Origin of the sequence: Klebsiella sp. K-3, from assembly GCF_051207495.1 — a bacterium.
GTDB classification, from domain to species: domain Bacteria; phylum Pseudomonadota; class Gammaproteobacteria; order Enterobacterales; family Enterobacteriaceae; genus Klebsiella; species Klebsiella aerogenes.
Genome location: NZ_JBPNXF010000008.1, coordinates 313,441 through 326,408, shown reverse-complemented (window position 1 = coordinate 326,408; position 12,968 = coordinate 313,441). Strand labels below are relative to the sequence as shown.

Genomic DNA, 12,968 nt, shown 5'->3' with positions numbered 1-12,968 from the left:
CTGCGGGCGGCGCATCGTCGCCCGTATCTTCCCCCTATATCCTCTCCCGCTACGGTCAAATTGACTGGCGTTTTTTTGTTCGCTTATTTGCAGCGAATCACAAAATCAGATCGACTTTTTTCCTTTTCTTGACTCATTTTTTGCACAGTGGTAATCCTGCTTCATCGGTTGAGCAAATGTAAAACCGAAGTATCCTGCATGTGAATTATTGGTAACTCTGATTAAAAAAGTCTCTGTAACGTCGGCGCAACCCGGCGGGCTTAAGCCTATAAAAAAGAGGGTAACACAATGAATTACCGTAATATTTTTATCACACTCGCCGCACTATCCGGCACCATCACGGCTTCAGCCTGGTCTGCAGAGTCCGCCACCGTGGCCTTTTTAATGCCCGATCAGGCCTCTACCCGCTATGAGCAGCACGACTTCCCCGGTTTTAAGGCGGAAATGAGCAAGCTTTGCGCGGATTGTAAGGTCATTTATCAGAATGCCAACGCCAACGCGTCGCTTCAGCAGCAGCAGTTCAACTCGGTTATCGCCCAAGGGGCGAAAGTGATCGTCCTGGATCCGGTTGACTCTTCCGCCGCCGCCGCGCTGGTCGAAAACGCCCAGGCTCAAGGGGTTAAGGTCATCGCCTATGACCGCCCGGTGCCAAACAAACCGGCCGATTTTTATGTTTCGTTTGATAACGAGGGCATTGGCTACGCCATCGCGAAATCTCTCACCGACCATTTGAAAGCGAGCGGCGTGCCGCAGGATGCCGGTGTGCTGCAAATTAACGGTTCGCCAACCGATGCCGCCGCAGGGCTGATCCGCGACGGTATCCATCGCGGATTGAAAGAGTCCGGTTACAAAACGCTGGCCGAATTTGACACCCCGGAGTGGGCGCCGCCGAAAGCCCAGGAGTGGACCGCCGGGCAGGTTACCCGCTTTGGCGACAAAATTAAGGGCGTGGTCGCGGCGAACGACGGTACCGGCGGCGGCGCGATTGCCGCCTTTAAGGCTGCCGGCGTCCAGCCGCTGCCGCCGGTCACCGGCAATGACGCCACTATCGCCGCGCTGCAGCTGATCATCGCCGGCGACCAGTACAACACCATCTCCAAGCCATCGGAGATCGTCGCCGCGGCGGCGGCCAAAGTGGCGGTTGATTTTATTCAGGGCAAAAAACCGCAGGCCAGCACCACCCTGTACAACACCCCTTCCCAGCTATTTACCCCGGAAGTGGTGACGGCCAAAAACATCAAAGCGGAAATCTTCGATAAAAAAATCCAGACCTGGGATCAGGTGTGTAGCGGCGAGTACGCCGCCGCCTGCCAGAAGTTAGGCATCAGCAAGTAAGCTGTGCCCCTGCGCCCGCCACGGCGGGCGTGATTTCGCCATTATTGAGGTCGTTTTGTATGCCGCAACAACAACACAACTCCGCCGCCGGGCGGCCAATACTGCAACTGCGCAACGTCTCTAAGCATTTTGGCGCGGTGTCCGCGCTGACGGATATCGAATTAGAAGTCCACGCCGGCGAGGTGGTCGCGCTAGTCGGAGACAACGGCGCGGGCAAATCCACGCTGGTGAAGATCCTCGCCGGCGTCCACCAGCCGACCTCCGGCACCATTGAGTTTGACGGCAACCCCGTCACCCTCGATAGCCCCGGCAAAGCGCTGGAATACGGTATTGCTACGGTGTTTCAGGATCTGGCGCTGTGCGAAAACCTTGATGTAGTGGCAAACCTGTTTCTGGGCCATGAAATTTCGCCGTTCCAGCTCGATGAAGTAGCGATGGAAGTGAAGGCCTGGACGCTGCTGCAGGAGCTGGCGGCACGTATTCCGTCGGTACGCGAACCGGTGGCATCGCTTTCCGGCGGCCAGCGGCAGACCGTCGCCATCGCCCGTTCGCTGCTGCTGAACCCTAAAATCATTATGCTCGATGAGCCCACCGCGGCGCTGGGGGTCGCGCAGACCGCGGAAGTACTCAACCTGATTGAGCGCGTTCGCGAGCGCGGGCTTGGCGTCATCATCATCAGTCACAACATGGAAGACGTTCGCGCCGTCGCCGACCGTATCGTGGTGCTGCGTCTCGGGCGCAACAAAGGGATCTTCACGCCCGATGCTTCTAATCAGGATCTGGTCGCCGCGATCACCGGCGCGACGGAAAACGCCGTCTCACGCCGGGTTGAACGTAAATCACAGCCCACGACTTCCGGAGCGATGTAATTTTATGAACAGTAAGACCGCATCCCACACCGCGCTGGACCGCAGCGATGAGCGCGTTCGTCACGACGAGGGGCTGTTTGGCGCCCTGCGCGCGCAGATAACCCGCATCAAAACCGGCGACCTCGGCACCGCGCCGGTGATAGCCGGGCTGATTGTGATTTCCCTGGTATTCACCTTTCTCAATCCGGTCTATATCGCGCCGAATAACCTGGTGAACCTGCTGTTTGACTGCGCGACGGTCGGGTTTATCTCGCTCGGCGTCGTCTGCGTGCTGATGCTTGGCGAGATAGACCTGTCGGTTGGCTCCATGAGCGGCCTGGCATCGGCTATCGTCGGCGTGCTGTGGGTAAACGCAGGATGGCCGCTGGCGGGAGCCATCGCCGTGGCGCTGGCCTGCGGCGTGGCCGTCGGGCTGGTCTACGCGCTGCTGTATAACCGCGTCGGAATGCCGAGTTTCGTCGCCACCCTCGCCGGCCTGCTGGCGCTGCTGGGCATGCAGCTGTATATCCTCGGGCCGAGCGGCAGCATTAACCTGCCCTACACATCGCCGCTGGTACGCTTTGGCCAACTGCTGGTGATGCCCGGCTGGTTCTCACACCTGATGGCATTGCTGCCAGGGCTGGCGATTATTGTCTTTGGTCTGAAAAAACGCTCGCGGCGCCTGGCGGCCAATCTTTCCGCCGAGGGAGTCAGCTCGCTACTGGCGCGCGCGATCGCGCTGACGATTATCTTCGAGGCCGCGGTGCTTTACCTCAATCAGGGGCGCGGTATTCCGTGGATTTTCGGTCTCTTTGTCGCCTGCGTGATGATCCTCAACTACGCGCTGAAACGGACAAAATGGGGTCGCTCGATGTTCGCGGTTGGCGGCAACCGTGAAGCGGCGCGCCGTTCGGGGATTAACGTGCGGGTGATTTATGTGAGCGCTTTTGTACTGTGTACCACGCTTGCGACCTTCGGCGGCATTCTCGCGGCGTCGCGACTGGCTTCCGCCAGCCAGCAGGCCGGCACCGGCGACGTCAACCTCAACGCCATCGCCGCGGCGGTGATCGGCGGCACCAGCCTGTTCGGCGGACGCGGCAGCGCCTGGTCCGCGCTATTGGGGATCATCGTGATTCAGTCGATTTCAAATGGGCTGACGCTGTTGAACCTGCCGTCATCGCTGCGCTATATCATTACCGGCGCGGTATTGGCGATTGCGGTCATCATTGATTCTCTGGCTCGCCGTTCACGCGTGTCGCACGGCCGGGCCTGAGTGGAGAAGAGCGCGGCCCAAAGGAAAGCGGGCCGCGAAATCTTGATTATTTTAACGAGCCAACCAGCGCTTTGCGGCTCTCTTCCAGCGAGACCACCCGGCCGCAGACATCTTTGCCGAACTGCTGAAAATCCGCTTCCTGGTTTTTCCACTCATCCTGAATTGCGGTTTGCAGGCCGCCAAGACTGCCGAGAATGCCCTGCAGCGGATTGCCGCCGCCTTTGAGCACCGCTTTCGCGCCCATCTCGTTAATGCTGTCCTGCAGAATGCCGCCCATCGCCTGATTCACCAACTGTTGGCCATCGGCGCGAACCTGATCGATAGCTTTATAGTGGAAAGTCAGGCCATCGCTGCGACGTTCGATAATGCGGTTCATCTGTTCTTTCAGCTGCGCGTCCAGCTTGGTCAGGCGGCTATGCATACTGCTGCTGGCGCCGACCTGCTCGGTGATGATTTTATCCAGCGCCTTGCGGCCCTTTTCGACGCGCGAGCGCGCGCCGTCGTCAATCCACGGCAGGCTGCTGCGCAGACCGGCCTGATAATCTTGCGCCTGTTCGCGCTGGGCGGCGCTAAGGGCATAGGCTTTACCGTTAAAGGTCAGATTGCCGTCCGGCTTAATCACCAGATCGCCGTTTTCACCCTTCACCTGCACCTGCTGCGGGCTGAGGATCACATCGTCACGCGGCGTGACGCTACACTGGTAGTCCGCGTGGGCAGACAAAGCGGTGACGGAAAGCGCCACCGCCAGCAGCGTTTTGCGCATCTTTTTACTCCCTTAAGACAAATCGGGCCGGCAATTGCCGACCCTTGTCAAACTTAGTCCCACCAGACGTCAAAAAGTTCGCTGGTGCGCACATCCGCTAATTTACGATCTTCCAGCCACTTGCGAACGATGGCCTGATGCTCTTCGGTACATTTACCGATTTCCTGCATGCAGATGAGCCCTTCCCACGAGAGATAACCGCTGCCGTCAAAGGCCAGTTTGTTCGGCTCAATGACCTCTTCAATCAGATCGTTGACCGTCTGGTCGATCTGCTCTTCGCTGGTCCCTTCCGGGAAACGCCAGGCTACGGAGAAACCTAACTCCTGAAACTCGTCGATATGCATTTTTTTACGCAGACGACGGCTACGATTCTTGGCCATTATTTCACCCTCTCGAACATTAAGTCCCATACGCCGTGGCCAAGACGATGACCACGTTGTTCAAATTTGGTTACCGGGCGCGATTCCGGGCGCGGTACGTAATCGTTACTTTCCGACAGGTTACGATAGCCTTCCAGCGAAGACATCACTTCCAGCATATGCTCGGCATAGGCTTCCCAGTCGGTCGCCATATGGAAGACGCCGCCCAGCTTCAGCTTACTTTTCACCAGCTCGGCGAAAGGCGGCTGCACGATACGACGTTTATTATGACGCGCTTTATGCCACGGGTCAGGGAAAAACAGCTGCACCATATTCAGCGAGTTATCCGGGATCATAGTGTGCAGCACTTCGACCGCATCGTGACACATTACGCGCAGATTTTGTACGCCTTCTTCTTCCGCGGACGCCAGGCATGCGCCGACGCCCGGCGAGTGCACTTCAATACCGAGGAAGTTTTGCTCCGGTTTAGCTTTCGCCATCGCCACCAGCGAGGCGCCCATGCCGAAACCAATTTCTAAGGTGACCGGCGCTTCGCGGCCAAACAGGGCGGCGAAATCGAGCGGCGCATCGTTGAATTCAACGCCCATCACCGGCCAAATGTTATCCAGCGCATGCTGCTGCCCTTTCGTCAGGCGGCCCTGGCGACGGACGAAGCTACGAATACGGCGCAGCGGGCGACCGTTTTCATCGAATTCCGGAGAAATGACGTCGTTTTTCATAAAAGTTAAGTCTGCTTGTGAATGTGTTCGGAAAACGGGCATTATCCAAAGTTACCCGGCGGATGCAAGGGTTTACAGCCACTCGCCCTTGTGCTGCAATCTGCCACCCTGTAATCGCGATTCCGGAGCCGTAGCTTTGACTTTTCTCGCCGCGCAATTTTCAGCCCAGGTCCTGGACTGGTACGACAAATACGGCCGTAAAACCCTGCCCTGGCAAATCGCCAAGACGCCCTACAAAGTATGGCTCTCCGAAGTGATGTTGCAACAAACCCAGGTCACCACGGTTATTCCCTATTTTGAACGCTTTATGGCGCGTTTCCCAACGGTTGTTGATTTAGCCAACGCGCCGCTGGATGAAGTGCTGCATCTGTGGACCGGCCTTGGCTACTACGCGCGGGCGCGCAATTTACATAAAGCCGCGCAGCAGGTCGCCACGCAACACGGCGGCGAGTTCCCGCAAACCTTTGAAGAGGTGGCCGCGCTTCCCGGCGTCGGGCGCTCGACGGCGGGGGCGATTTTATCCCTTTCGCTCGGTCAGCATTATCCGATTCTCGACGGCAACGTGAAGCGGGTACTCGCCCGCTGCTATGCTGTGACCGGCTGGCCGGGGAAAAAAGAGGTGGAAAAACGGCTGTGGGAAATAAGCGAAGAGGTGACGCCGGCGCAGGGCGTAGAACGCTTCAACCAGGCGATGATGGATCTCGGCGCCATGGTTTGTACCCGCTCGAAGCCGAAGTGCGAACTGTGCCCGCTGAGTAACGGCTGCGTGGCCTACGCTAACCATTCATGGGCGGAATATCCGGGGAAAAAACCGAAGCAGACCATCCCGGAGCGCACCGGCTACTTCCTGCTGATGCAGCACGGCGACGAGGTGTTTCTTTCCCAACGTCCGCCGGTGGGTTTATGGGGCGGATTGTTCTGTTTTCCGCAGTTTGAGGATGAAGCCGGGCTGCGTGAGTGGCTGGCGCAACGTCAGATAAAGGCCGATAATCTGACGCAATTAACCGCCTTCCGCCACACTTTCAGCCATTTCCACCTGGATATTGTGCCGATGTGGCTTACAGTGCACTCATCTGGCGCATGCATGGATGAAGGTAACGCACTCTGGTATAACTTAGCGCAGCCGCCATCGGTCGGACTGGCGGCCCCCGTGGAGCGCTTGTTGCAACAGTTGAAAGCCGGAACGCCGGTCTAGTTTTTTCGGCTATAAAAGAGGATTGATTATGAGCAGAACGATTTTTTGTACTTTCTTGCAGCGTGAAGCGGATGGCCAGGATTTCCAGCTCTATCCGGGCGAGCTCGGTAAGCGCATTTACAACGAAATCTCCAAAGAGGCCTGGGCGCAGTGGCAGCATAAGCAGACCATGCTGATCAACGAGAAAAAACTCAGCATGATGAACCCGGAGCACCGCAAGCTGCTGGAACAGGAGATGGTGCAGTTCCTGTTTGAAGGGAAAGACGTTCACATCGAAGGCTACACGCCGCCGGAACAACAGTAAGGGCCTCACGGCCTTTACCAAACAAACACAACACGCACTCCCGGAATGATGAAAAAATACTTAGCGCTCGCGCTGATTGCGCCACTGCTCGTGTCCTGTTCCAGTTCCAATAAAAAAGGCGCCGAATATAACGAGGCCTGGGTCAAGGACACTAACGGATTCGATATCCTGATGGGCCAGTTTGCCCATAACATCGAGAACATTTGGGGGTATAACGAAGTTCTGCTCGCCGGGCCGAAGGACTACGTAAAATATACCGACCAGTATCAAACCCGCAGCCACATCAACTTTGATGCCGGTACGATTACCGTCGAGACCATCGCCGGGACCGATCCGCAAGGACGGTTACGCCAGGCGATTATCAAAACCCTGTTGATGGGCGATGACCCCAACTCTATCGACCTCTATTCCGATGTCGATGATATTCAGATTTCCAAAGAACCGTTCCTCTACGGCCAGGTCGTTGATAACACCGGTGAATCCATCCGCTGGGAGTGGCGCGCCGCGCGCTATGCCGATTATCTGCTGCAAACCCGCCTGAAGAGCCGCAGCAATGGCCTGCGCGTGGTCTATAGCATCACCATCAACCTGGTGCCGAACCACCTCGATAAACGTGCGCATAAATATCTCGGTATGGTGCGCCAGGCCTCGCGTAAATACGGCGTAGATGAGTCGCTGATCCTTGCGATAATGCAGACAGAGTCGTCGTTTAACCCCTATGCGGTAAGCCACGCGGATGCCATGGGGCTGATGCAGGTCGTCCAGCACAGCGCGGGGAAAGACGTCTTCCGCTCGCAGGGCAAATCCGGCCTGCCGAGCCGCAGCTATCTGTTTGACCCGGCGAATAACATCGATACCGGTACCGCCTATCTGGCGATGCTGAACAACGTTTATCTCGCCGGCATCGATAACCCCACCTCGCGTCGCTACGCGGTGATCACCGCCTATAACGGCGGCGCCGGCAGCGTACTGCGCGTCTTCTCCAGCGATAAAGTCCAAGCGGCGAACATCATTAACAGCATGGCCCCAGGCGACGTCTACCAGACGCTCACCACCCGCCATCCGTCGGCGGAATCGCGCCGTTATCTGTATAAAGTTAACACCGCGCAGAAAAGCTATCGCCGTAAGTAGCCCCTCTCCCGCAGGCCCGGACATCGCACCGGGCCTCTCTTTTTTACGACATACTTCGTAATATCTTTCGATTTTCTGCGGCAGTTAACAGAAGCTTGCAATCGCTGAATGATAGAATCGCATCAAAATAACGGTGGTTATGTTATTTAAAAAACATAACCAGCCCACATTCGTGAGGATAAATACATGAATCTTAAGCTGCAGTTAAAAATACTGTCGTTCCTGCAGTTCTGCCTTTGGGGGAGTTGGCTGACCACGCTCGGCTCGTACATGTTTGTTACGCTGAAGTTTGACGGCGCGGCCATCGGTGCGGTGTATAGCTCGCTCGGTATCGCCGCCGTCCTGATGCCAACGTTGCTCGGGATCGTCGCCGATAAATGGATCAGCGCCAAATGGGTGTATGCCATCTGCCACCTGGTCGGCGCATTAACGCTGTACCTCGCGGCGCAGGTCACCACGCCAGGCGAGATGTTCCTCGTGATCTTGCTTAACTCGCTGGCCTATATGCCGACGCTTGGCTTGATCAACACCATCTCCTACTACCGCCTGCAGTCGGCGGGGCTGGATATCGTGACCGATTTCCCGCCAATTCGTATCTGGGGCACCATCGGCTTTATCCTCGCCATGTGGGGCGTTAGCTTCTCGGGCTTCGAGCTTAGCCATATGCAGCTTTATATCGGCGCGACGCTGTCGGTCTTGCTGGCGCTGTTCACCCTGACGCTGCCGCATATTCCGGTCGCCAACGCCCAACGTAACCAGAGCTGGACCGAGATGCTCGGCCTGAACGCTTTTGCGCTGTTTAAAAACAAGCGTATGGCAATCTTCTTTATCTTTTCCATGATGCTCGGCGCCGAACTGCAAATCACTAATATGTTTGGCAACACCTTCCTGCACAGCTTCGATAAAGACCCGCTGTTCTCCGGTAGCTTTATCGTCGAGCACGCGTCGGTATTGATGTCGATTTCGCAGATCTCCGAAACGCTGTTTATCCTGACCATCCCGTTCTTCCTTAGCCGCTACGGCATTAAGAACGTGATGCTGATTAGTATCGTGGCGTGGATGCTGCGCTTCGGCCTGTTCGCCTTCGGCGACCCGACGCCGTTCGGTACCGTGCTGCTGGTACTGTCGATGATCGTCTACGGCTGCGCCTTCGATTTCTTCAACATCTCTGGTTCAGTGTTCGTTGAGAAAGAGGTACGTCCGGAAATCCGCGCCAGCGCCCAGGGAATGTTCCTGATGATGACCAACGGCTTCGGCTGTATCCTTGGTGGGATGGTGAGTGGCAAAGTTGTCGAGCACTTTACCGTTGAGGGGATCACTAACTGGCAAAGCGTGTGGCTGATTTTCGCCGCCTACTCGCTGGTGCTGGCCTTCGCTTTCGTGGCGCTGTTTAAGTATCAACACGTCAGACAACCTGCCGCCGCGCGCCATCACGCCTGATTGGCAAAAGCAAAACGCCCCGCCTGTTCGGCGGGGCGTTTTTTTTATTTCTTCAGCACATACCCATACAACCGCTTAATACCATCGGTATCCGTTTCGCTATAAACCCCCTGCAGCTCCGGCGAAAAGCCTGGCAGCATATTGACTCCCTCTTCCAGCGCGAGGAAGTAGCGCTGCACCGCGCCGCCCCAGATTTCGCCCGGCACCACGCACAGCACGCCCGGCGGATACGGTAGCGCCCCTTCCGCCGCGATGCGGCCTTCGGCCTCGCTCAGGCGCACCAACTCAACGTTACCGCGGATAAATTCACGGTTGGCGTCCTGCGGGTTCATCACCACCGGCGGGAAACTCTGCTTGCGGAACATCGCCTTTTGCAGGTCCTTAACATCAAAACTGACGTACAGATCGTGCATTTCCTGACACAGCTGGCGAATGGTGTAATCGCGGTAGCGAACCGGGTATTTGTGGTAAATAGTCGGCAGTACCTCGGCGAGCGGCGAATCCGCTTCGATATGCTGTTCGAACTGGGCCAGCATCGCCACCAGCCGCGCCAGTTTCTCCGCGCTTTCCGCCGGCGTCAGCAGGAACAAAATCGAGTTGAGATCGCACTTCTCCGGCACGATGCCGTTTTCGCGCAGGTAGTGCGCCAGGATGGTCGCCGGGATGCCAAACTCGGTATAGTCGCCGCTATCGGCATCGATGCCCGGCGTGGTCAGCAGCAGCTTACACGGATCGACAAAGTATTGATTGTCAGCATAACCGCTAAAGCCGTGCCAGCTCGCGCCCGGTTCGAAGCTAAAGAAGCGTCGTTCGCTGGCGATAGTCGCCGTCGAATGCTCCTGCCACGGTTTCCCGCCGACCAGCGGCGGTACAAACGGCCGCAACAATTTACACTGCGCTAGTATCGCTTTACGCGCTTCGATACCCAGCTCAACGCACTCCGCCCACAGCCGCCGACCGCTCTCTCCTTCGTGGATTTTGGCATTCACATCGAGCGAGGCGAACAACGGATAAAACGGACTGGTGGAAGCATGCAACATAAAGGCGTTATTCAGCCGCTTATGCGGGCAGAAACGCGCCTGGCCGCGCAGATGGTTATCTTTCTTGTGGATTTGTGAGGTCTGCGAAAAACCGGCCTGCTGCTTATGCACCGATTGCGTCACAAAAATGCCCGGATCGTTTTCATTGAGATCCAACAGCAGCGGCGAGCAGTCAGCCATCATCGGGATAAACTGCTCGTAACCGACCCACGCCGAGTCAAACAGAATGTAATCGCAGAGATGGCCGATTTTATCGACCACCTGACGCGCGTTATACACCGTGCCGTCATAGGTGCCCAGTTGGATCACCGCCAGACGGAACGGGCGCCGCGCGTCGGCTTTTTCCGGCGCCGCTTCGCGGATCAGCTCGCGCAGGTAGGTTTCATCAAAGCAGTGGTCGTCGATGCCGCCGATAAAGCCGAACGGGTTACGCGCGGCTTCCAGATAGACCGGCGTCGCCCCGGCCTGGATCAGCGCGCCATGGTGGTTTGATTTATGGTTATTGCGATCGAACAGTACCAGATCGCCGCGGGTCAGCAGCGCATTGGTCACGACCTTGTTCGCCGCGGAAGTGCCGTTAAGCACGAAGTAGGTTTTATCGGCATTGAAGACTTTTGCCGCAAATTTCTGCGCGTGCTTCGCCGAACCTTCATGGATCAGCAGATCGCCGAGCTTGACGTCGGCGTTGCACATGTCGGCGCGAAAAACGTTCTCGCCGAAAAACTCGTAGAACTGGCGGCCCGCCGGATGCTTTTTAAAGAACGCGCCATGCTGATGGCCGGGACAGGCGAAAGTACTGTTGTCCATCTCAACGTACTGGCTAAGCGTATTAAAAAACGGCGGCAGCAGTTTCTCTTCATAGCCGCAGGCGGCCGCTTCCAGCTCCAGCCACTCCTGCTCTTTGCCGCTAATCACCGCGACGACCCCTTCCGGCTTATCCGTTTGCGTTTCGCTAAACAGATAGACCGGCAGATTGAATCCGCTGCGCTTGAGCAAGGCCAGGATACCGCTGCGGCTATCCGCCGCGGTGATGACGACCGCTGCCGCATCGGTAAAATCAGTGCTGTCCAGCGCCACAACCTGGCGATGGGTGGACAGACGGGAGACCAGCTCGCAGCTGGCGGCAATGTGCATAGATTTCATAAGCGCAAATGCCCGTATCGGGAGTGTAAAAATCTCAGGCAAAGGTGGAGCCTTGCCCAACGATGTGTCCGGGTCTGACGGAATTCAGCTCCGACCGCCGGACATCAGTAAAAGCAGACGCGTCCGATCTTACTGTTGTCCTACAGTGAGCATACGTGGCCTTCACCGCATGGTGAACAGGGGGAGTAAGGAATGAGGCAAACCGCGCAGCAGTACGCAGCGGCAACGGCGATGTAATGGCGATGTCGTCATCCCGGCGGCCTCAGGGTAAAGAGGTGAAAATCCGCGCAATCATGGCACCTTTCCGAAAGTGGCGCAAGATGAAATCCATATGCATTCTCCCCACGTATCCGCAAGCCTTAGCGGCGAAACAACGTCATAATAATGCGGACATCAGGAATAATTAACAGGAGTTTACTTTGGTTATAGGGCCATTTATTAACGCCAGCGCGGTGCTTGTCGGCGGCGTACTGGGCGCGCTGCTGAGCCAACGATTGCCGGAACGGATCCGCACCTCGATGACCTCGATTTTTGGGCTGGCATCACTGGGGATTGGTATTTTACTGGTCATCAAGTGCGCCAACCTGCCGGTGATGGTGCTGGCGACGCTGGTCGGCGCGCTGCTCGGCGAAGTGTGTAATATGGAGAAAGGCATCAATACCCTGGTGAGCAAACTCCAGCAACTATTGTCGCCAAAGGGCAGGAAAAAGGCCTCGGCCCACGAGTCTTATATTCAGAGCTACGTGGCGATCATCGTGCTATTTTGCGCCAGCGGTACGGGCGTTTTTGGCGCCATGCGCGAAGGAATGACCGGCGACGCCAGCATCCTTATCGCCAAAGCGTTTCTCGATTTTTTCACCGCTACTATTTTCGCCTGCACCCTGGGGCTGGCGGTGTCGGCAATCTCGGTGCCGATGCTGCTGATTCAGCTGAGTCTGGCGGCCTGCGCATCGCTTATCATGCCGCTGACCACGCCGATGATGATGGCCGACTTCAGCGCCGTCGGCGGTATGCTGCTGGTGGCGACCGGCCTGCGTATCTGCGGGATTAAGATGTTCGCGGTGGTCAATATGCTCCCCGCCCTGCTACTGGCAATGCCGATTTCGGTCGCGTGGACGGCCTTTTTTGCCTGACGACGCGTGCTTTTACGGCAAAGTGGTGATAGATTGTGCAGTCTGCTGCGAAATTTATAAATTTCGTTGACGAGGCGCGGTGAATCAGGTTTAATGCGCCCCGTTGCCCGGATAGCTCAGTCGGTAGAGCAGGGGATTGAAAATCCCCGTGTCCTTGGTTCGATTCCGAGTCCGGGCACCACTATTTAAAGAACCCGCCCAAAAGGCGGGTTTTTGCTTTTCTGCGGCCGGACTCTCCATCGAACGTCGTCCCCTTCGCCGCCA

12 protein-coding genes and 1 tRNA gene are annotated in these 12,968 nt (G+C 56.9%); 9 read left to right on the top strand and 4 right to left on the bottom strand.

The genetic code is table 11. The features are described 5' to 3' along the window. Positions 1-288: 288 nt before the first annotated feature. From ACSEMK_RS15630 to ACSEMK_RS15620, 3 genes are read left to right on the top strand one after another with little or no spacing between them, the layout of a single operon-like run. Positions 289-1,335, top strand: a complete 1,047-nt coding sequence (locus tag ACSEMK_RS15630; RefSeq protein ID WP_213793575.1) for an ABC transporter substrate-binding protein — start codon at positions 289-291, stop codon at positions 1,333-1,335. A 59-nt stretch (positions 1,336-1,394) separates the two neighbouring features. Continuing rightward, positions 1,395-2,204 (top strand): ATP-binding cassette domain-containing protein, encoded by an 810-nt coding sequence (locus tag ACSEMK_RS15625; RefSeq protein WP_004181271.1) that lies wholly within the window; start codon positions 1,395-1,397, stop codon positions 2,202-2,204. A 4-nt stretch (positions 2,205-2,208) separates the two neighbouring features. Next, the gene (locus ACSEMK_RS15620; protein WP_213793576.1) at positions 2,209-3,456 is read left to right on the top strand and encodes a sugar ABC transporter permease; all 1,248 of its coding nucleotides are present in this window, start codon (positions 2,209-2,211) and stop codon (positions 3,454-3,456) included. Between the two features lie 46 nt (positions 3,457-3,502). Here ACSEMK_RS15620 and ACSEMK_RS15615 read toward each other — a convergent pair whose 3' ends face one another. From ACSEMK_RS15615 to trmB, 3 genes are read right to left on the bottom strand one after another with little or no spacing between them, the layout of a single operon-like run. Then, positions 3,503-4,219 (bottom strand): DUF2884 domain-containing protein, encoded by a 717-nt coding sequence (locus ACSEMK_RS15615; RefSeq protein WP_087859784.1) that lies wholly within the window; start codon positions 4,217-4,219, stop codon positions 3,503-3,505. 53 nt (positions 4,220-4,272) lie between these two features. Next, positions 4,273-4,599, bottom strand: coding sequence for a YggL family protein (locus ACSEMK_RS15610; protein ID WP_015369722.1), 327 nt, complete (start codon positions 4,597-4,599; stop codon positions 4,273-4,275). Then, complete coding sequence (gene trmB, locus ACSEMK_RS15605) at positions 4,599-5,318, bottom strand: tRNA (guanosine(46)-N7)-methyltransferase TrmB (protein ID WP_045392086.1); 720 nt, start codon at positions 5,316-5,318, stop codon at positions 4,599-4,601. The genes ACSEMK_RS15610 and trmB overlap by 1 nt, the downstream gene beginning before the upstream one ends. A gap of 136 nt (positions 5,319-5,454) precedes the next feature. Between trmB and mutY the strand changes: the two genes are divergently transcribed. The 4 genes from mutY (at position 5,455) to ACSEMK_RS15585 (ending at position 9,388) form a co-directional block, all read left to right on the top strand. Further along, a complete protein-coding gene (mutY, locus tag ACSEMK_RS15600; RefSeq protein WP_430915088.1) occupies positions 5,455-6,513 on the top strand; it encodes an A/G-specific adenine glycosylase in 1,059 nt (352 codons plus the stop codon). A 28-nt stretch (positions 6,514-6,541) separates the two neighbouring features. Continuing rightward, positions 6,542-6,817: an oxidative damage protection protein gene (locus ACSEMK_RS15595; RefSeq protein WP_045392090.1), complete on the top strand. Its 276-nt coding sequence runs from the start codon at positions 6,542-6,544 to the stop codon at positions 6,815-6,817. A gap of 48 nt (positions 6,818-6,865) precedes the next feature. After that, positions 6,866-7,948: a membrane-bound lytic murein transglycosylase MltC gene (gene mltC, locus ACSEMK_RS15590; RefSeq protein ID WP_015369719.1), complete on the top strand. Its 1,083-nt coding sequence runs from the start codon at positions 6,866-6,868 to the stop codon at positions 7,946-7,948. A 186-nt stretch (positions 7,949-8,134) separates the two neighbouring features. Next, entirely contained in the window at positions 8,135-9,388 is a 1,254-nt protein-coding gene (locus ACSEMK_RS15585; RefSeq protein WP_087859785.1) for a nucleoside permease, read from the top strand. 44 nt (positions 9,389-9,432) lie between these two features. On the opposite strand, the gene ACSEMK_RS15580 is transcribed toward ACSEMK_RS15585, so the two are convergent. Next, complete coding sequence (locus ACSEMK_RS15580; protein WP_087859786.1) at positions 9,433-11,571, bottom strand: ornithine decarboxylase; 2,139 nt, start codon at positions 11,569-11,571, stop codon at positions 9,433-9,435. 419 nt (positions 11,572-11,990) lie between these two features. Between ACSEMK_RS15580 and ACSEMK_RS15575 the strand changes: the two genes are divergently transcribed. Next, the gene (locus ACSEMK_RS15575; RefSeq protein WP_045379610.1) at positions 11,991-12,704 is read left to right on the top strand and encodes a DUF554 domain-containing protein; all 714 of its coding nucleotides are present in this window, start codon (positions 11,991-11,993) and stop codon (positions 12,702-12,704) included. Between the two features lie 105 nt (positions 12,705-12,809). Further along, a tRNA-Phe gene (locus tag ACSEMK_RS15570) sits at positions 12,810-12,885 on the top strand. The last annotated feature ends 83 nt before the right edge of the window (positions 12,886-12,968 follow it).

Bases quoted from the DNA above. Each gene is read 5' to 3' on its own strand.
- ACSEMK_RS15630 (WP_213793575.1), top strand. From the start codon at position 289: ATGAATTACCGTAATATTTTTATCACACTCGCCGCACTATCCGGCACC.
- ACSEMK_RS15625 (WP_004181271.1), top strand. From the start codon at position 1,395: ATGCCGCAACAACAACACAACTCCGCCGCCGGGCGGCCAATACTGCAA.
- ACSEMK_RS15620 (WP_213793576.1), top strand. From the start codon at position 2,209: ATGAACAGTAAGACCGCATCCCACACCGCGCTGGACCGCAGCGATGAG.
- ACSEMK_RS15615 (WP_087859784.1), bottom strand. From the start codon at position 4,219: ATGCGCAAAACGCTGCTGGCGGTGGCGCTTTCCGTCACCGCTTTGTCT.
- ACSEMK_RS15610 (WP_015369722.1), bottom strand. From the start codon at position 4,599: ATGGCCAAGAATCGTAGCCGTCGTCTGCGTAAAAAAATGCATATCGAC.
- trmB (WP_045392086.1), bottom strand. From the start codon at position 5,318: ATGAAAAACGACGTCATTTCTCCGGAATTCGATGAAAACGGTCGCCCG.
- ACSEMK_RS15595 (WP_045392090.1), top strand. From the start codon at position 6,542: ATGAGCAGAACGATTTTTTGTACTTTCTTGCAGCGTGAAGCGGATGGC.
- mltC (WP_015369719.1), top strand. From the start codon at position 6,866: ATGAAAAAATACTTAGCGCTCGCGCTGATTGCGCCACTGCTCGTGTCC.
- ACSEMK_RS15585 (WP_087859785.1), top strand. From the start codon at position 8,135: ATGAATCTTAAGCTGCAGTTAAAAATACTGTCGTTCCTGCAGTTCTGC.
- ACSEMK_RS15580 (WP_087859786.1), bottom strand. From the start codon at position 11,571: ATGAAATCTATGCACATTGCCGCCAGCTGCGAGCTGGTCTCCCGTCTG.